This is a genomic window from Streptomyces sp. HUAS MS02, assembly GCF_055702265.1.
Map to the genome: position 1 here is coordinate 4,772,858 of NZ_CM146747.1, position 17,982 is coordinate 4,790,839.

Annotated in this window: 15 protein-coding genes; 10 read left to right on the forward strand and 5 right to left on the reverse strand. The window is 72.4% G+C overall.

Annotated elements, in window-relative coordinates; all coding sequences use genetic code 11:
- Positions 1–229 precede the first annotated feature (229 nt).
- Positions 230–796: a Uma2 family endonuclease gene (locus ACZ9QC_RS20445; protein WP_472921452.1), complete on the forward strand. Its 567-nt coding sequence runs from the start codon at positions 230–232 to the stop codon at positions 794–796.
- A 167-nt stretch (positions 797–963) separates the two neighbouring features.
- Here the strand turns inward: ACZ9QC_RS20445 and ACZ9QC_RS20450 are convergent, their stop codons facing one another.
- Complete coding sequence (locus tag ACZ9QC_RS20450) at positions 964–1,917, reverse strand: LAETG motif-containing sortase-dependent surface protein (RefSeq protein ID WP_472921453.1); 954 nt, start codon at positions 1,915–1,917, stop codon at positions 964–966.
- Positions 1,918–2,442: 525 nt separating this feature from the next.
- Between ACZ9QC_RS20450 and ACZ9QC_RS20455 the strand changes: the two genes are divergently transcribed.
- The 6 genes from ACZ9QC_RS20455 (at position 2,443) to ACZ9QC_RS20480 (ending at position 12,711) form a co-directional block, all read left to right on the forward strand.
- On the forward strand, positions 2,443–3,426 hold the full coding sequence (locus ACZ9QC_RS20455) for an ATP-binding protein (protein WP_472921454.1): 984 nt from the start codon (positions 2,443–2,445) through the stop codon (positions 3,424–3,426).
- A gap of 17 nt (positions 3,427–3,443) precedes the next feature.
- Positions 3,444–3,836 carry an SCO5389 family protein gene (locus ACZ9QC_RS20460; protein WP_472921455.1) on the forward strand — a complete coding sequence of 131 codons (393 nt, stop codon included), beginning with the start codon at positions 3,444–3,446 and terminating at the stop codon, positions 3,834–3,836.
- Between the two features lie 442 nt (positions 3,837–4,278).
- On the forward strand, positions 4,279–7,323 hold the full coding sequence (locus tag ACZ9QC_RS20465; RefSeq protein WP_472921456.1) for a SpoIIE family protein phosphatase: 3,045 nt from the start codon (positions 4,279–4,281) through the stop codon (positions 7,321–7,323).
- A gap of 717 nt (positions 7,324–8,040) precedes the next feature.
- A complete protein-coding gene (locus tag ACZ9QC_RS20470) occupies positions 8,041–10,701 on the forward strand; it encodes an SdrD B-like domain-containing protein (RefSeq protein ID WP_472921457.1) in 2,661 nt (886 codons plus the stop codon).
- A gap of 179 nt (positions 10,702–10,880) precedes the next feature.
- A complete protein-coding gene (locus ACZ9QC_RS20475; RefSeq protein ID WP_472921458.1) occupies positions 10,881–11,681 on the forward strand; it encodes a L,D-transpeptidase family protein in 801 nt (266 codons plus the stop codon).
- A gap of 517 nt (positions 11,682–12,198) precedes the next feature.
- A complete protein-coding gene (locus ACZ9QC_RS20480) occupies positions 12,199–12,711 on the forward strand; it encodes a DUF3515 family protein (RefSeq protein ID WP_472921459.1) in 513 nt (170 codons plus the stop codon).
- Positions 12,712–12,731: 20 nt separating this feature from the next.
- Here the strand turns inward: ACZ9QC_RS20480 and ACZ9QC_RS20485 are convergent, their stop codons facing one another.
- Positions 12,732–13,190 (reverse strand): hypothetical protein, encoded by a 459-nt coding sequence (locus ACZ9QC_RS20485; protein WP_472921460.1) that lies wholly within the window; start codon positions 13,188–13,190, stop codon positions 12,732–12,734.
- A gap of 120 nt (positions 13,191–13,310) precedes the next feature.
- On the opposite strand from ACZ9QC_RS20485, the gene ACZ9QC_RS20490 reads away from it, so the two are divergent.
- The gene (locus tag ACZ9QC_RS20490) at positions 13,311–13,928 is read left to right on the forward strand and encodes a TlpA family protein disulfide reductase (RefSeq protein ID WP_472921461.1); all 618 of its coding nucleotides are present in this window, start codon (positions 13,311–13,313) and stop codon (positions 13,926–13,928) included.
- Here the strand turns inward: ACZ9QC_RS20490 and ACZ9QC_RS20495 are convergent.
- The 3 genes from ACZ9QC_RS20495 to ACZ9QC_RS20505 form a co-directional block, all read right to left on the reverse strand.
- On the reverse strand, positions 13,903–14,964 hold the full coding sequence (locus tag ACZ9QC_RS20495) for a hypothetical protein (protein ID WP_472921462.1): 1,062 nt from the start codon (positions 14,962–14,964) through the stop codon (positions 13,903–13,905). The two genes, ACZ9QC_RS20490 and ACZ9QC_RS20495, sit on opposite strands and share 26 nt — an antisense overlap.
- Before the next feature lie 136 nt (positions 14,965–15,100).
- The gene (locus ACZ9QC_RS20500) at positions 15,101–16,048 is read right to left on the reverse strand and encodes a L,D-transpeptidase family protein (protein WP_472921463.1); all 948 of its coding nucleotides are present in this window, start codon (positions 16,046–16,048) and stop codon (positions 15,101–15,103) included.
- Positions 16,038–16,541 carry a SigE family RNA polymerase sigma factor gene (locus tag ACZ9QC_RS20505; RefSeq protein ID WP_472921464.1) on the reverse strand — a complete coding sequence of 168 codons (504 nt, stop codon included), beginning with the start codon at positions 16,539–16,541 and terminating at the stop codon, positions 16,038–16,040. The genes ACZ9QC_RS20500 and ACZ9QC_RS20505 overlap by 11 nt, the downstream gene beginning before the upstream one ends.
- A gap of 194 nt (positions 16,542–16,735) precedes the next feature.
- On the opposite strand from ACZ9QC_RS20505, the gene ACZ9QC_RS20510 reads away from it, so the two are divergent.
- Entirely contained in the window at positions 16,736–17,200 is a 465-nt protein-coding gene (locus ACZ9QC_RS20510) for an Ig-like domain-containing protein (protein WP_472921465.1), read from the forward strand.
- 396 nt (positions 17,201–17,596) lie between these two features.
- Positions 17,597–17,962 carry a hypothetical protein gene (locus ACZ9QC_RS20515; protein WP_472921466.1) on the forward strand — a complete coding sequence of 122 codons (366 nt, stop codon included), beginning with the start codon at positions 17,597–17,599 and terminating at the stop codon, positions 17,960–17,962.
- Positions 17,963–17,982: the final 20 nt, after the last annotated feature.

The following is a 17,982-nucleotide window of genomic DNA, read 5'->3' on the forward strand; positions in this document are numbered from 1 at the left end:
CGCGCTGTCCACGCAGTTCTTCGACGCGGGTACCGAGGAGGCTCAGGCCCTCCTCGCCCGGTTTCGCGGGGCCGTCGGCCTGTAGCCGACACCGGGCCTTCGCCGGTGACAGCACCACCTCGACGTCCAGGGCGACCGTCCGCCACGACGAGCGGTGCACCACTTACGGCAGACAGTACGCTGAGCCCATCGGGAACGGGCCCGCAGCGCAGTGACCGGGAGGTGCTTCATGACGGCCGAGATGGTGGCCCCGGCGTGGATGCATGAGCAGATCACGGCGCAGGAGTACGACTCCTGGTCCGAGGAACAGTGCGCCGGTATTGAGATCGTGGACGGGATGGTCGTCGTGAGTCCGAGTGCCTCCAAGCGGCACAACCGGCTGGCCCGGATTCTGGCGAACGCCCTGGACGCCGCCGCGGGCCCGGAATGGAATGCCGACACCGGCTTCGACGTCCGGCTTCAGGACGTCCCTCTCACCAACCGCCGCCCGGACGTCGTCGTGTACCGCGCGGACACGATCGACGTCACCCCCACCCGCCCTGAGCACGTGCTGCTGGTCGCGGAGGTGGTGTCGCCGGGCTCGGAGACCACCGACAGGATCGTGAAGGTCGATCAGTACGCCAAGGCGGGCATCGCCTTCTACTGGCGGATCGAGCAGGCCGCGACAGGCGTGCCTCTCGTCTACACCTATGTTCTCGACCCCGCGACAAGGACCTACCGGGACGGAGACGTATTCACCGGCGTCATCAAAGTAGCGGCCCCCTTCCCTGGAGAGATCGACCTGGGCCAGGTCTGACCCATGTGCTGCCCAGCGGTCGGCAACAGCACGTGAGCGCTCCCTGAGCGGACGGCCCGATAGGTCGACGTGCGCCGCCCGCGCCCGCATGTCCGAAGCGGCGCCCGGACCTCGCAGGAGGCCGGGCGCCGCTTCTTCGGGCAGGTGGGACAAGGGCTACGGGGCGGTCACGCGCCCGTGCGGCCCGCACCCCTGCGGCGGGTCACGACGAAGATCGCGCCGCCCGCGGCCACCAGAGCCGCCGCTCCGACGGCGATCGGGATGGCGTTGCCGCCGCCCGTCTCGGCGAGGTCGCCGGGCTCACCGCCGTTCGGGGAGGGGGCGGCCGGGGTGGACTCGGAGGGGGACGGGGACTCCGTCTTCGGGGTGTCGTCGGCCGGCGGCTTCTCGTCCGCGGGCGGGGTCTCGGCCGGCGGCTGCTCCTCGGTCGGCGGGTTCTCCTCGGCCGGCGGCTGCTCCTCGGTCGGGGGCTGCTCCTCCGCCGGCGGGTTCTCCTCGGCCGGCGGCTGCTCGGTGGTGCAGTCCTTCGTGCCGCCGTTCCAGGCCGCGATCAGCTTGTCCTTGATGACGGGGCGGTCAGGGCCCTTGGGCACGTCGCCGTGCTCGAAGCCGTCCTTCGCGTCGAGCTTGCCGTCGAACTTCACGGCACCCCGGTAGAGGTCGATCTGGGCGTAGCAACCCGCGTCGGGGACGGCGATGTCGAGGGAGTCCGTCGCGCCGCGCTTGACCGTGACCGTGTCGAAGTCGACGAAGACCTGCTCGCCGGAGGTGGCGAAGGTCGGGCCGTGGGCGAGGTAGGACGCGAGGGAGACCGTGCAGGTCGTGGCGTCGGAGGCGGCGCGGACCTTGATGTGGACCTTGCCGTCGTCGCTGGGCTTGAGGTTCTGGTCGTCGAGCTTGACCCAGCCGGCGAACGTCACGCCGTCCAGCGAGAACTCGCAGCGGTCGGTCTCGGTGGCCGTGCCCGCGCCCTGGCCGGGGGCGTAGCTCTTCTTGCCCCAACCGTCGCCGCCGGGTGTGTCGGTGGCGAAGGCCGGAGCCGAGACCGCCGCGCTCAGCGCAAGAGCGGCGATGCCCGTCCCCACCAGGCGGCTCACGATGACACGTCTCGCTATGGACATGCAGATCCCATTCTCGAACTCGGAACGTCGATACGTACGAGACCCCTGGGCGCGGCGGCAGCACGGCGGCACGAGGGCAGCCGGAGGCCGCGCCGGGGGGTGAGTGGTCGGAGAAAACACCGGGCTCAGGGGTCACTTGAGCCACGGGGTGGGGACATCGTTTACCAAGGGGTAGGGGCTGTCAACCTCGGAAAACGCCAACCGGAGCACGGACTTGGACGGTTCGTCAGGCACGTCCGCACCCTGCGTGGGCACATATGGGACACAAGGGGAATCAGTTCCTCCGGGAAACCATCGGGAAACCATCGGGAAGTCATGGGGAAACCACCGGACCCCCATGAGGCCCCCTACGGGACCCCAGGACCGGGCCCACCGCAAAAGGTTCGCCAACTCGCTTACGTGCACAAGGGAGTTGATCGGGGGCGGATTTGACAAGCCGACCGTCGCTCCCGAATCTACGTTCATGACATCCATTTTCATTATCGGCGTCAAGGGTGCCGCCGAGGGCGAGCGAGGTGACGGTCCATGCGTGTGGCGTTCGTAGGCAAGGGCGGCAGCGGCAAGACGACGCTCTCCGCGCTCTTCGCCCGGCACCTCGCCCGGACGGGCGCCCCGCTGGTGGCGATCGACGGTGACATCAACCAGCACCTCGCGCACGCGCTGGGCCTGGACGAGGACGCTGAGTTCGGTGCCCCACCGCTGAGTTCGCGCACCGGCGAGATCAAGGACCTGCTGCGCGGCACCAACCCGCGGATCGTCTCCCGGGAGGCGATGGTCAAGACGACACCGCCGGGTCGCGGCTCACGCCTGCTGCGGCTCCTCGGCGACGACGACCTGCACACCCGGCACGTCGAGCGCGTGGGCGAGGTGCCGCTCATGGTCACCGGCGCCTTCGACGAGAGCGACCTCGGAGTGGCCTGCTACCACTCCAAGCTCGGCGCGGTGGAGCTGTATCTCAACCACCTCGTCGACGGGCCGGGCGAGTACGTCGTCGTCGACATGACCGCCGGCGCCGACGCGTTCGCCTCCGGGCTCTTCACCCGGTTCGACATGACCTTCCTGGTCGCGGAGCCGACACGGAAGAGCGTCTCCGTGTACCGGCAGTACCGGGAGCACGCCGCCGAGTTCGGCATCCCGATCGCGGTCGTCGGCAACAAGGTCACCGGCGAGGACGACCTGCTCTTCCTCAAGGAGCACGTGGGCGAGGACCTGTTGGCGTACTGCGTGCAGTCGTCGTACGTCCGCGCCCAGGAACAGGGCCGTGAGCAGGGCGAGTTGGAGGCGCACAACCTGCACGCGCTGACCCTGCTGAAGGACGCCGTCGACGCCCGCACGAAGGACTGGGTCACCTTCCAGCGCCACGCCGTCGAGTTCCACCTCCGCAACGCCGCCGCCTGGGCCAACGACGCCACCGGGCACGACCTGGCCGCCCAGGTGGACCCCGATTTCCAGCACGGACCCGAGGCGCCGACCGCCGCCGGGGCCGCCCCCTCCGTAGTCTCCTTCTGATCAGAACAGGAACACCCATGTCGCTCGACGTCTCCCCGCAGCTGCTCGCCGATGCCGAGAAGGGCGAGGTGCGGGAGGAGGAGTTCGTGGAAACGGTGCGCACGTCGCTGCCGTACGCCTACGAGCTCATCGCCTCGCTCGTCGGTGAACTGCGAGCCGGCTCCGCGCCGTTCGCCGACAACCGGACGCCGCCGCCGTCGGAGAAGGAGCGGGGCCAGCTGCTGCGGGCGCTGTCCAGCGACGCGATCCGGGGGAGCCTGGAGCGGCACTTCGGGGTGGCGCTCGCCTTCCAGAACTGCCACCGGGTGGCGGTCTTCCCGACGGAGGCGCGCGGCGGCGAGACGTACACCCGCTTCACGTCGCTGCGGTCGCAGATCCTCAACCAGTCGCCGGAGTTCCGCGACTGCTGACACCCGAGTTGGCTTGAATCGGCCGTCGACCGCCCCCTCCGCACCCCTCTCGCGGAGGGGGCGGTCGTTTCTGTACGGGGGAGCTCAGAGGGCGTACGGGGGCGCGTTACCGGCGTACGACTGCACCGGGGGGGGGCGGGGGCGGGGGCGGTAGTGCGGGCGACTCCGGGCCGCTCGGGTGCGCGACTTCGTCCCCATAGCGCACGATAGTGACCGATCCCGCACGGCCGTGAAGCGGGCCCCGGGGGGACTGCGGCGGGCTCGGGCGGGGCGGTCGGGTGCCCGCTGGGGGCTCGGCGGGGCCGCGCGGGGGCTGGTGCGTGCCGGTCCGTGCGCCGTGGCGTGCGATCGTGCGATATGCGCCGTCACAAGTTGGCCTGCCTGCGATCACACAAGGTGAATAATGGGGCCTGAGGACGTCTCAGCGACAGAGAGGGTCGCCGTGGGGACCGACTGGGGCAGTGCCGTTTCCCGTCAGCGCTTCGACGTGGCCGACGCCGCGCCGTTGCTGATCGACGCGGACGGGTTCGTGACGAGCTGGACCCGGGACGCCGAGCGCCTCTTCGGGTATCCCGCGGCCGAGATCCTGGGCCGCAGTGTCCGTACGCTCCTGGTCGACGAGGACGGCGAACGCATCGGCGCGCTGGCCGAAACCCATCGCGCGCTCGGCGGCTGGTCCGGCATCCTCACCGCCCGCCACCGCGACGGCCACACCGTCAAGGTGATGGTCCGCGTCGTCCCCACCCGTGAGGCGCGGCCACCTGTGCCGGGTGAGGCGGTGAGCGGGGGTCCCACGGCGGCCGGAGGCCCGCCCCGGCGGAACCCGCACCCGCACCCACCCAAGCCCGCTCCACCCAAGCCCGCTCCGCCCCGGACCGCGGCGCCGGCGGCGGCGCAGGGCGCGCCCCGGCCGAACGCGGCCCCCACCGGGCGGGCCCCGGCCCGGGAGGGCACGGGCGGCGTGGCCGCCGGTCCACGGCCCGCCGCGCAGCACTCCGGCGGCCCGGCCGCCCGGCAGAACGTCCCCGTCCCCGTGGCCGCCCCCGATTCCCCTCCGCAGCCGCCGTCGCCGTCGTCCTCGCCGTCGCCCTCACCGTCACCATCGCCGTCCGGACGTCTGCCCTTCTCCTCGTCGCCGGCCTCTCCGCCGCGCCTCGCCCCTCCCCCCGCCTCTGCCTCTGCCTCTGCCCCTTCCCCCGCGGCAGCACGGTCCGCCCCCACGCCACCACCCGCTCCCCCTCCCTCCACCGACCCCCTCAGGCCCGCCCACTGGGTCGCTCTCGTGTCCGATGCCACGCAGGCGCCCGGCTGGGACATGAGCCGGACCGTGCTGGAGCGGATGACCGCGTGGTCGCCGGTCGGGATAGCGATCGTGGACACGGAGCTGCGGTTCGTGTGGTCGAACGCGGCGCTGGAGAGGTTCGGTGGCGGCCTGGCGCACGAGAGGGTGGGGCTGCGGCTCGCCGAGGTGCAGCCGGGGCTCGACGCCGAGCGCATCGAGACGCAGATGCGGAAGGTGCTGGAGACGGGCGTCCCGGTGCTGGACTACGAGCACGTGGGCCGGGTGCGGTCCGCACCGCACCGCGAGACCGCGCACGCGATGTCCTTCACCCGACTGGAGGACGACCACGGCCGGCCCATCGGCGTGTACTACACGGTGGTCGACGTCTCGGAGCGGCACCGCGCCCGCACCCGGCTCGCCCTGCTGGACCGTGCCGGTGAGCACATCGGCCGCACCCTCGACGTACGGCGGACCGCGCAGGAGCTGGCGGACGTGGTCGTGCCGGCGCTCGCCGACTTCGTGACCGTCGACCTGCTGGACTCGGTGCTGCGCGGCGCCGAGCCGGGTCCCCTCGGCGACGGTTCCGTGCCGCTGCGGCGGATCGCCCAGCAGTCCGTGCACGACGGGGTGCCGGAGGCCGTCCTGGAGGTCGGCGCGGTCGCCTCCTACGCCGCCGGATCGCCCCCGGTGCGGGTCCTGCTCGACGGCCGTTCGTGGTCCGAGCCGCGGCTGGACCCTTTGTCGGCGGAGTGGGCGAGGGCGCTCCCGGGCTGCCGGACGATGCCCGTGGAGGCGCTCGGGCTGCACAGTGTGATGATCGTTCCGGTGCGGGCGCGTGGGATCACGCTCGGCATCACCACGTTCTTCCGGCGCGACCGGCTGGACCCCTTCGACGCGGTCGACCTGGGCCTCGCCGAGGAACTGGTCGGCCGGGCCGCCGTCTGTGTCGACAACGCCCGCCGGTACACGCGCGAGCGGGACGCCGCCCTCGTGCTCCAGCGCAGCCTGCTGCCGCGCCGGCTGCCCGAGCAGGACGCGGCCGAGGTCGCCGTCCGCTACCGGCCCGCCGACGAACTGACCGGCCTCGGCGGCGACTGGTACGACGTCATCCCGCTCTCCGGCGCGCGGGTCGCCCTCGTCGTCGGCGAGGTCGCCGGCCACGGCATCGACGGCGCCGCCGCCATGGGCCGCCTCCGTACGGCCGTACGCACCCTCGCCGACCTCGACCTGCCGCCGGACGAGGTGCTCGCCCATCTCGACGACATGGTGGCGAAGTCGGCGCGGCAGGAGGGGGCCGAGCCGGGCGGGGGCAGCGGTCAGACGGTCGGGGCGCGCTGTCTGTACGTCGTCCACGACCCGGTGTCCGGCAGGTGCGCCATGGCCGCCGCCGGGCCGTTCGCCCCGGCCCTGGTCGCCCCGGACGGCACGGTCACCTTCCCCGCGCTTCCCGAGGGGCCCGCGCTCGGCGTCGACCAGCAGCCCTTCGAGGCGCTGGAGCTGGACCTCCCCGAGGGCACGGTCATCGCCCTGCACACCGACGGGTTGCTCGCCGGGGCCTCCCGGGAGGCGCTGTGCCGTGCCCTGGCCCGGCCGGAGCCCTCCCTCGAACGGCACGCCCAGCGCGTCCTGGACACTCTGGCGCCGGCCCGCCCGACCGACGACGTCGCCCTCCTCCTGGCCCGCACCCGGCGGCTGCCCGCGCACCGGGTGGCGTCGTGGGAGCTGCCGGCCGACCCGGCGCTGGTCGCGGAGGCCCGCAAGACCACCTCGCGGCAGCTCGGGGTGTGGGGGCTGGAGGAGCTGGCGTTCACCACCGAACTGATCGTCAGCGAGCTGGTCACCAACGCGATCCGGCACGCCGCCGGGCCCATCCGGCTGCGGCTCATCCTCGAACGCACCCTGACCTGCGAGGTGTTCGACGGCGGCGCCACCGCGCCCCACCTACGCCACCCGCGCACCACCGACGAGGGCGGCCGCGGCCTGTTCCTCATCTCCCAGTTCACCCAACGCTGGGGCACCCGCTTCCTCCCCGAGGGCAAGGTCATCTGGGCGGAACAGCCCCTGCCCAACCAGCCGACCGACGCCCCGACGGCAGGGGACCCGACGGCAGGGGACCCGACAGCAGGGGACCCGACAGCAGGGGACCCGACAGCCGCGAAGCCATCGGTCACGGAACCGACGGTCACGGAACCGGCCGGGGAATAGCCGGCGGAGAAACGACCGGAGGCGCATCCGTCCGCCCCTCACGGGACAGCCGACCGGGTCGCTGCCGGCCGCAGACCGACCGGCGGCGGATCCATCGAGGGCCCACCCCTCGTCCGTCCACGGGCGGGGCACCCGTCCCTCCACAGCGGGCCCGGGTCCCTACACGGCGGGAGAGTCGGCCGCGGAACGGTCGGCGCCAGGAGAGTCGACAGCGACCGGCGCGCGGGTCGGCCGGCGGTCGCCACGCAGGCAGGGCAGTACGCGGCGACAGCCGGCGGCGGCTGCGCCGCGACGGGAGAGCCGACGACCGGGGCGGCAGGCAGGGCGGCGGCCGACAGCAGTGGCCCGCGGCGGCCGAGCGGTCGGCCACCGGAGCACCGGCGACGGCCGCCCCACAGACAGAGCGGCACCAGCCCCCAGCGGAGTGCGGCAGCGTCTAGCGGTAATTCGGTGAGTACGCCATGTGGGGACCCCTCGGCGGTGCCGTTCGGGTGAACCCTATGGGCGGGAGGCGGTCGCGCGGGCTGTCAGAGGTCCCCTCCCTCGCCCCCTCCACCTCCCCCGAATCTCCACATTTCCGGCATCGTGGCCGACGGCCCCACCCGCTCCCGTGCCCCGTTCAGCCTGATTAGTGACGGTTGGCACTTCATATGAATGCAGGCGTCGGCTTCGGGCACCGGGCTCCGTCGCCTCGGCAGGACTTCAGGGAGAAGAGACGTGGTGAAGCGAAGAACACCGGGGGGTGTGGGTCTGGCCCTGGCCGTCACGGCCGCGCTGGTGGTCGGGCTGGCCGGTGAGGCGGCCCCCGCCGCCCCCGGCACCAGTGGCACCGCGGACGGCAGAGCCCCCGGCGACGGCAACGTGACCGTACGGGTCGTCAACGAGCTGGACGCCGACGGGAAGTACGACCACGGTCAGGAGAAGGGCCGGGCCGGTGTGCGGGTCACGCTCACCGACGACCACGGCACCGTGGAGACCCGCACCACCAACGCGTACGGCATCGCCTGGTTCCAGCCGTCGGCCACCCCGCTGCGCGGCGGCAAGTACCGCGTCCAGGCCTACAACCCCGACCCCCGCACCCTCCAGCCGGCGATCGCGGGCCTCGGCGACGGACCGGGCGTCATGCGCAGCAGCGTCGGTTTCGTGGATGTCTCCGGGGGCCGGCACACGACGTACACGACCGGCTTCTGGGAGCCGGGGGTCTACTGCCAGGAGAACCCGGACCTGGTGACCTGCAACCTGACGAAGGGCGACGCCCCCGACACCCACACGGGCCTGGTGCGGTTCGCGGGGAACTTCTCCGACACCCACCCCGGCGGCACGGTCACCCGGCTCACCAACAACCAGCAGCAGGGCGCCGTGTTCGGCATCGGCAACGACCGGACCGGCAACACGTACATGGGCACGCTGGTCAAGCGGCACGCCGCGTACGGACCGGCGGGCGCGACCAACACCATCTACCGCCGCAACAGCGCCTCCGGGGTGAGCACCTTCGTCACCCTGCCGGGCCTGCTGACCGAGCACGACGAGGCCGACGACTGGCTGCGCGACAACCCGGTCTACAGCAGGGTCGGCCGCGAGGGCATCGGCGACGTCGACGTCTCCGGTGACGGCCGGACCCTCTACGCGGTCAGCCTCAACGACTCCCGGCTGTACGCGGTGCCGATCCGCGGCACCGGCGACGGGGTCTACCCGGGCACCTACCGCTCGCACGTCATCCCCCGGCCGGAGGAGTGCGCCGGCCACTGGCACCCGTACGGCATCGGGGTACGCGGCGGCCGTGTGCTCGTCGGCGGGGTGTGCGGCGCGGAGAACACGGTCACCAGGACCGCCCCGTGGGGCGACCCCTCCCAGGTCACCTCGCACGTCTACGAGTTCACCCGGGGTTCGTTCCGCCCACTGTTCCAGGCGGCGATGAACTACCCGCGCGGCTGCGCGTACCGCTTCACCGGTACGCCCGCGACCGCCCCCCGCTGCTCGAAGCCCTCCAGCGTCGGCACCCCGCTGAGCGCCATGTGGGAGGCGTGGAACCAGCGCGTCCCCACCCCCGGCCGCCTCTCCTTCGTCTCCGCGCCGCAGCCGATCCTGTCCAACATCGAGATCGCCGACAACGGCGACCTGATCCTCGGCTTCCGCGACCGGTTCGCCGACATGCAGGGCACGGCGACGTACCCCTTCAACGCCCCCCGGGTCAGCCCCAAGGTCAGGGCCGTCGCCGCCGGTGACGTGCTGCGGGTGTGCGCGACCGGTACGACGTACACGCTGGAGAACAACGCCCGCTGCGACGCGCTCCACGGCGCGCTCCCCAACAACGACGAGGGGCCGGGCCACGGCGAGTTCTACGCCGACTCCACCAGGCTCGCGGACGCCCACGAGGACCAGGTGACCCTGGGCGGCACGGCCCTCCAGCCGTACCGGAACAAGCTGTGGAGCACGGTCCACTCCCCGTTCGACGAGCACCCCTGGGAGCAGGGCGTACGCCGCTGGAACGCCACCAAGGGCACGACCGAGGGCAACCTGCTGGTGCAGCGGACCTGGAGCCCCGACGCCGCGCAGCGCGCCATGCTGTTCGGCGAGGGCAACGGCCTCGCCGACCTGGAGCTGATCTGCGACCGGGCACCCGTCCAGGTCGGCAACCGCGTCTGGTTCGACACCGACGGCGACGGCATCCAGGACCCGTCCGAGCCACCGGTCAAGGGCGTGAAGGTGACGCTCCACCCGACGTCGTCACCCGGCCCCGACCTCGTCACGCGCACCGACGCGAACGGCGAGTACTACGTCGGCAGCCTGGACCAGGGCGGACTGCGGCCGAACACCACCTACCGGGTCTCCTTCGACCACAGCGGCGTCGACACCAACGCGCTGCCGGGGCGGCCGAGCCGCGCGTCCCTCAAGTGGACGGTCAAGGGCGCCGGTTCGAACCGTGCGATCGACTCCGACGTCGACCCCTTCGGCCGGACCACGGTCCGCGTCGGCGACCCCGGCCATGTGAACCACACGGTCGACGCCGGTATCACCCAGTCGGTGCGGCTGACGCTCCTGAAGCTCGACAAGAAGAGCGGCAAGCCGCTGCCCGGCGCGGTGTTCGAGCTGTGGCAGGACACCAACGGGGTCCGCGGCCTGCAGCGGAGCGGACCGAGGAAGGACCGGTTCGTCAACGACTGCGCCACCGCCCGCACCGGCCGCTGTTCCTTCGGCTCGCTGCTGCCCGGCACGTACCACCTGGTGGAGACGGACGTCCCCGAGGGCTACCTCAAGCCGAGGCGACCGGTCACCGGGCCGTACGTCCTCACCCCGCGGAACGCCTCCCAGGGGCAGGGGCTGTTGGTGAAGCTCTCCAACGCGCGGGGCGAGGCCTGCAAGGGCAAGAAGTGCTGACGCCGGTGCCCGTTCGGCCCAGCAGGACGTCTCCGGGGCGCACCGGATGCCGTATCTCTGGGAGGGGGTTCGGCGAGTGAGCGAGTGAGCGAGTACCGGAGGCCGCGTTGACCAGACGAAGGACACGGAAGGCCCGCAGGACGCAGAAGAGCCGGATACATCGGATACACCGGATACGTGTGGTCGCGGTGCTGTCGTCCGCCCTGGTGGGCTGGACGGCGGCACCCGCCGCCACGTCGGCAACGGCCACCACGTCGGAGCCCGCGGTCACGACGGAGCCCGCGGTCACGACGGAGCCCGCGGTCACGACGGCATCCGACGCCGAGGCGGCTCCCGCGCCGGAGTGCACGGCGCGGACCGGGCCCTACCAGTGGGACCTGGAACGCCACCTCAGGCTCCCGGCGGACGGCCGGCAGTCCACCGCCGACTGCGTGGCGATCCGTGCCTTCCAGCAGCGCACGGGCGTGAAGCCGGCCGACGGCTACGCGGGCCTCGCCACCTACCGCACGATGCTGGTGGTGCAGGCCCGCGCCAACCCCAACGCGGCCGGGAAGTGTCCGGTGCGCACGTACCAGGTGACGTGCGTGGACCTCGATCGGCAGCTGGTGTGGGTGCAGCAGGGGAAGCGGGTGATCTACGCGCCGGTGCCCGTGCGCACCGGCAAGGACGGCGAGGAGACCCGCACCGGCTGGCACACGGTGTACTGGAAGCACCGCGACCACTTCTCCGACCTGTACAACAACGCCCCGATGCCGTTCGCCCAGTTCTTCAACGACGGGCAGGCCTTCCACGGCGTCCTCGACGACCTCTTCCGGGGCGGCTCCCACGGCTGCGTGAACCTCCGCTACGCCGACGCCGAACGCCTGTGGCGCATCATGCACGAGGACGACGCCGTGTACATCTGGGGCGCCAAGCCGGGCACCTGGCGCTCACTGGGCCCGCCGTCCGAGGCGCCCGCACCCGACCCCGCACAGGGCTGAGCCCGCGCGGCGCCCCCCGTGGCCCCTCCGCTGCCCCTCCTCTGTGACGTGCCCGTGTCATTACGGGGGTGCTTCATGTCAGTAGCGGGCGCTAAGTTGGGGGGTAGATCGCCGCCGCACCCGGGGCACGGGGCTCTGTCGGGAATGCGGCATCGGGAAGGGCCGACCAATGACCAAGAGGTCTGACGCAGGAGACACGGCCTGCGCCTACCGGCGCACGGGGGCCGATCCGGTTCGGGACCTGTCCCGGCTCGTCGGGGCGTCCGCAGTCTGATCCACCGCCGCGTTATGGCGTTCACTTGTGGAAAATTCGACCATTCACCGAGACGCGGCCGACCACCGATCCGAACGACCTACGGGGTGAATGTGGACATGCGGGTCCGAGCGAAGGGTCCCGGCCGCGGGCCCCTCCCCCCGCCTGCACCACGACACACCGCAGACAACCCGGACAACGCAGACACCGCAGACACCGCAGACACGACCTACGCAAGAACATGACCTACGCAGGAGTTGACGGATGAGACGCCCTTCGAGGCGTGCCCGGATCGCGATCGGGGCGGCCATGGGCGCGGCGGTGGTCGCCGGACTGCTCGTGGCCCGGGAGGTCTCCTCACCGGCCCTGGACCTACGGCCGGCCGCCCGCGCCGGGGACCCGGCCTGCACCCGGATCGCCGACCACTACCCCGACCGGATCGCGGGCGAGTCCCGCGACCCCGTCTCCGTCACCGGTGTGACGTCCTGGGGCAACGGGGGCGTGGTGCTGCGCTGCGGCCTGGAACCGCCGGCCGAGACCGTCGACCCGTGCGTCGAGGTCGACGGCGTCGACTGGGTGTTCCGGGAGGACCGCTCCACCGGTTCCGGCTACCGCGTCCTCATCACCTACGGCCGCGACCCGGCCGTCCAGGCCTTCGTCGACGACCGGATCACGGCGATCGACGGCGTCCTGGTGGACCTCAGCGACGTGGTGAGACCGATCGAGCGGGCGCCGGACGACGAGTGCGTGTCCGCCGCCGACGCCGCCCCGCGCTGACCACTCCGGCGCGACCGTCGTCAGACCATGCGGGGGCCACCGCTCAGGCTGCCCGAGGGGGCCGTCGGCACCAGACGGCCGTAGCGCCAGGCGCACAGGCCCAGCGTCATCAGGAACTGGAGGTCGAGCAGGGCGACGGTCATCATCACGAAGGCCCAGTCCACCGCGTCGGCCGGTCCGGACCCCGCCCACAACCCGGTCGCCACCAGGGTCAGCAGATACAGGACCGCGTAGACCGACGTGTCGATCGTCGCGGTGCGCCAGCGCGACAGGGCGGGAAGCGCCTTGCGGACCACCGTCAGCACGGGCACCGCCACCAGCGGGAAGAGCAGTCCCCCGCCGTCGACCAGCCCGAGAGCGGTGTCGTCGGCCGATGTGTCCCCTCCGGTCCCCACGGTCAGCACGACCAGCCCCCACAGCCATGAGGGAAGGGTCACCACGGCCGCGTACTCCACCGCTCTGCGCCAAGGCGTGATCATCTGCGCTCCTCGCATCCCCGTACGTCACCGGCGGTCAACCGGTGACCACAGCAGTGTCCCAGCCGCCTACGAGGGGCCGATCGGCAGGCCTCCCGGGGGAGTTGCCTAAGCTGTACGGCGATGAAGACGAACCCCCGTGCGGTCCTGTGCGTGGTGGTGGCCGGGCTCGCGATGACGGGCTGCGCCACGCCGAAGCCGCTGCCGACCGACGTGGAACAGGCCGAACGGGCCAAGGGAGACGGGCAGTCGGGTCAGTCGGGGGACGCGGGTGGGGGCCGGCTGTTCAAGAGCATCCCCGTCGGCGAGCGGCCCGCCGCGCCCGACTTCGCCGGCGACGGCGTCGACGGCGGATCCGTCCGGCTCTCCGACTACCGGGGCCAGGTCGTCGTCGTGAACGCCTGGGCCTCCACCTGCGGCCCCTGCCGGGTCGAGTCACCCGATCTCGACCGTGTGCAGCGGGAGTTGAAGGGGCGGGACGTCCAGGTCCTGGGCGTCAGCATGGACGTGTCGCGGTCGAACGCGCTCGCCTTCCAGCGGGACCTCGCCCTGTCCTACCCGAGCCTGCACGACCCCGGCGGCAAGCAGTTCCTGAAGCTGCCGAACGGCCTCGTGAATCCGCGGATCCTCCCCTTCACCCTCTTCGTCGACCGCGCGGGCCGGATCGCCGGGGCCGTGCAGAGCACGGTGACGGAGGAGGACGTGCGGAGCGTCGTCACGCCGATGCTGGAGGAGGGCTAGCGGAGGCGGGGAGGGCTTCGGTGCGGGCGGTGGACCGGCCCCGGGCCTCGTCCGATGAGCCCTGTTCGTCGGCGTCCGTGGACTGCTCGTCGGTGTCCGTGGACGGCTCGTCGGACGCGCCCTCCTCGGCGGAGTTCTCGTCGGACGGTGACGGCTCCTTCGTGTTCTTCTTCTCCCGCTGCTCGGTGTCCTGCTTCGGCTTCGGGTCCTTCTTCCCCTTCTTCTCCGCCTTCTTCTCCGCCTTCTCCTGCTTCTTCTTGTCCTTCTTCGCCGCCTGTTCCTTCAGGAGGGTCTGGAGGCGTTTGATGCCGGCCTGTGCCGCCTCGGTGGTGGCGGTGTCGTCGATGCCGTAGAGGCCGCCGTGGGTGAGCAGGGCGGCGGTGTCGCCGACGCGTACGGTGGCGAGGTCGAGGGTGAGCGCGGTCTCCCCGCCCTCCAGGTCACCGCTGACGATCAGCCGCAGGCCCTGGCGGGCGTCACCGAGGTCGCCCGGCAGGTCGACGGGGGTGACCTCGGCACCGTACTCCCGGCCCTGGACACCGGTGATGGTGAACTCCTCGCAGGTGCCGACGAGTTGGCCCAGGCGACGGAGGCGGGCGTCGACGTCGGCCTTGTCGTACGCGCCGACCTGGTAGCGCATCTGGGCGCCGTACTCGTAGTCGTCGAAGCCGGTGACGGCGGTGCCGCCCTTGGGCTCGCCGAGGACGTCCTCGGCGTAGACCGCGTCGAGGAGCGCCTGGCACTCGGGGCGGTCGGTGCGGCCCTTGAGGAGGCCGTCCCGCCAGGTCGCCGCGCCCTGGGTGCCGGACCAGGCGTCGCCCAGGTCGTCCTGGCGCAGCAGGGCGCTCCGGGCCCGTGCGTCGGTGAGAGCGGGGGTCGCCGGGGCGGTGGGCGAGGCGGAGGTGGTGCTCTCCTCGACGGAGGCGGCCTCGGGGAAGCCGCGGGGGTGCCCGGGGTCGTCCACGACACAGGCCGTCGCCCCCGCGAGCATCCCTAGGGCCATGACCCGGGCGAGAACACGGAACGGACGACGCATGGCGGAGCCTCCCGAGAGCACGACGTTGCCGTTCCCACGCCAACACCGCTCGGGCCCGCCCACCAGCGCTCGCGGGCGTACGGGTGAGGTGGTCCCCCGGACAGCGGCAGGGGCCCTCAGGTACGGGGCCGCCCGGTCATCCGAGGGACGTGAACGTGGGCGAGGCGGAGGGAGTGGGGGCCGTCGAGGTCCGGGGCGAGGTCGTGCCCCGGATCTCCACGAGCGCGCCCTCGGTGAGGCGGCCGTACAGCCAGCGGGCGTCCGTGGTGCGCAGGCCGATCCAGCCCGAGGTGATGTCCTGGTTGCCGGGGGCCTGCTCCTCGGCGGAGAGGGCGGCGATCCAGAGCGCGCCGGCGGCCGGGCCCCGTGTGGGAGCTTCGCTCGTCCGCTTCTCCGCGCCGGTCACGTCGGTCGGTCCGCTCGGGCCGGTCGGTTCGGTGGGTCCACTCGGTTCGGTCGCGTCGGTCGGGTCGGTTGGGTCGGTCGGGTCTGCCGCGGCGGCCTCGTCGGTCCCATCGGCTCTGTCGGCCCCGTCGGTCACGTCGGGCGTGACGTCGGTGGCGGGTCCGTCGGTCGTTTCACCGCCGTCCGACTCGCCCGTGGCACCCGTCGCCGCGGGGGACAGTTCCAGGACCCACGCCAGCTTCTCGCCGTTCTCGTCGCCGGGGCCGGGCGTCAGGTAGGGCACGATCTTGATGTCGACCTTGGCGGTGACGGTCATCAGGCCGGTCGGGGTCGATGCCGCCGGCCTGCCCGCCAAGATGGGCAGTTCGCGGCCGTCGACGGTGATGACGCGGCGGGAGAGGTCCACCGTGGCGTCGGCAGCCCCGGCCACCTCGGCCGTCGCGCTCGGCGGGATGCTCGCGGTGGTGGACGGGCGCTGCTCGGTACCGTGCGAGACGGCGTTCAGGGTGAGGACGGCGGCCAGTCCCGCCGCCGCACAGCCGCCCGCGACCGCGGCTGTCGTACGGCGCCGTCGACGACGGCGTCCGGCGGTGGCGCGGACCTCGGCGCCGGACCCGGGCGGCAGGCACTCGGCGGACTCGGCCAACTCGCGCAGTCGGACGGTGAGTTCATCGGACACGGCCGTCCTCCTTCGCACCCTCGCCGGGGGCCAGTTCGCGCGCCAGCGCCGCCCGGCCACGGGACAGCCGGGCCTTGACCGTGCCCACGGGGGCACCGGTCTCGGAGGCTACCTCCTCGACACTCAAGTCGCACAGATGGTGCAGAACCACTGCCATCCGCTGGGCCTCCGGAATCCTGCGCAACGCCTCGACCAGCACCGCCCGCTCGGGATCGGGGCCCGGCGCGTGCTCCGGGGGCGGCTCGTGGCGCACCAGCTCCAGCCAGCGGCGCGCCCGGCGCCACCGGCTCACCGCGAGCCGCATCGCCACGGTCCTGATCCATGCCTCGGGCGCCCCCTCGGCGAGGAAGTCACGCCGCCGGTCCCAGGCCCGTACGAAGGCCTCCTGCACCACGTCCTGCGCCTCGCCATGGTCCCCGGTGAAGGCGTACAGCTGGCCGGTCAGGCGGGGGAACGCGGTGGCGTAGAACGCGTCGAACTCTTCCTCGGTCATGCCCCCGCCGTTGTCAGAAGTGCCGTGCATCGCTATGCAACCCGGTCGCCCCCGTCGTGCGTACAGGTCTCGAACGTACGCCGCAGCCCATCGAAACACATCGCCGTCAGTGACTGGGGGAGACCATGACCACGGGGAGCAGGGCCAGGGGGAGCCGGGGCGTCGGGACGGGATCACGCCGGCGTCCGGTGCACATGATCGTCGCGATGGCCGCGTGCGCGGTCGCGCTCACCGGCTGTGCGGGGAGCGGGGAGGGAGTGCGGGTCGAGGGGCCGAGCGAGATACCCAGAGCCCTCGCCCGGGCGGACGCGGAGGTTCGCGCCACGCCGCCGGCCTTCGACGGTGTGCGGGTGAACATCACGGAGGGGCAGACCCTGGGCGTCGGCATACCGATAGCGGTCACCTTCGCCCGCCCGGTCCCGTCCTCCGAACGAGTCTCTGTGGAGGGGCAGTTGAAGGTCACCGCCCTGGGCGACGGCGCCGAGGGCACGTGGAGCTGGGTCGAGGACCCGGCCCTCGCCGGCGGGCAGCGCGTCGACTTCCGCCCGCGCGCCTCCTGGCAGCCCGGCACGAAGGTCACCGTCGAGGTCGGCACGGCCCTCACCCGGCACTTCACCGTGGGCCGCTCACAGATCGCCGCGAGCGCGCCCGGCCACTGAGAGAAGCCGGTGAGAAGCCGCAAGGAGAAACCGGAGAGAGAAGCCGGAGGGAGAAGCCGGAGAAGGCGTAGGGGGCCGGAGAAAAAAGTGTTCCCGGCGGTGTCATCCGTCCCGTACGCCTCGCGGGTTTCAGGAGTGTCAGACCAAGCACCTGGACCAACACACCTTGGGGGGCCGTCCGTTCATGACCATGACACGGATGCACACACTCGTCGCCGTCGCAGCGCTGACCACGCTGCTGGCGGGGGCGTCGACGACGTCGTACGCCGCCTCGCGGGGGGGGAGGCGGCGCACGGCGTCGGCACGGCGGTCGCGGCGGCGGCCAGGAAGGCGCCGACTCCGCGGATCCTCCAGCCCGGTGAACACCTCGTCGTCGCGCCGGGATTCGAGTTCTGGATGACGGAGGAGGGCAAGCACTGGATGGAGCCGGGCCTGCCCGACTTCCCGCAGTTCCGGAGCGTCGTCGACGGCAACATCGACCGGAGCCGGCCGGGCGTCTCGCTCCAGGCGTCCGCCTTCGAGGGGCGCTACTACCTCTCCGGCGTCTACTACGGGGGCAAGGGAACCGCCTCCCGCGTGGTGGTCCGCACGAGCACGGACACGGTCCACGGCAAACTGATCGAGCTGCCCGGCAAGCCGGGCTGGGGCGTCTGGTACGCCATCGCCGACCTGCCCACGGTGGACGACGGGCAGGAGTTCCTGCGCGGTGTGACCGTCCTCGACACCAAGGGCCGCGTCTACTCCCGGCTGCGCCTGCGCTGACCCGACCATGCGGGAGGGGG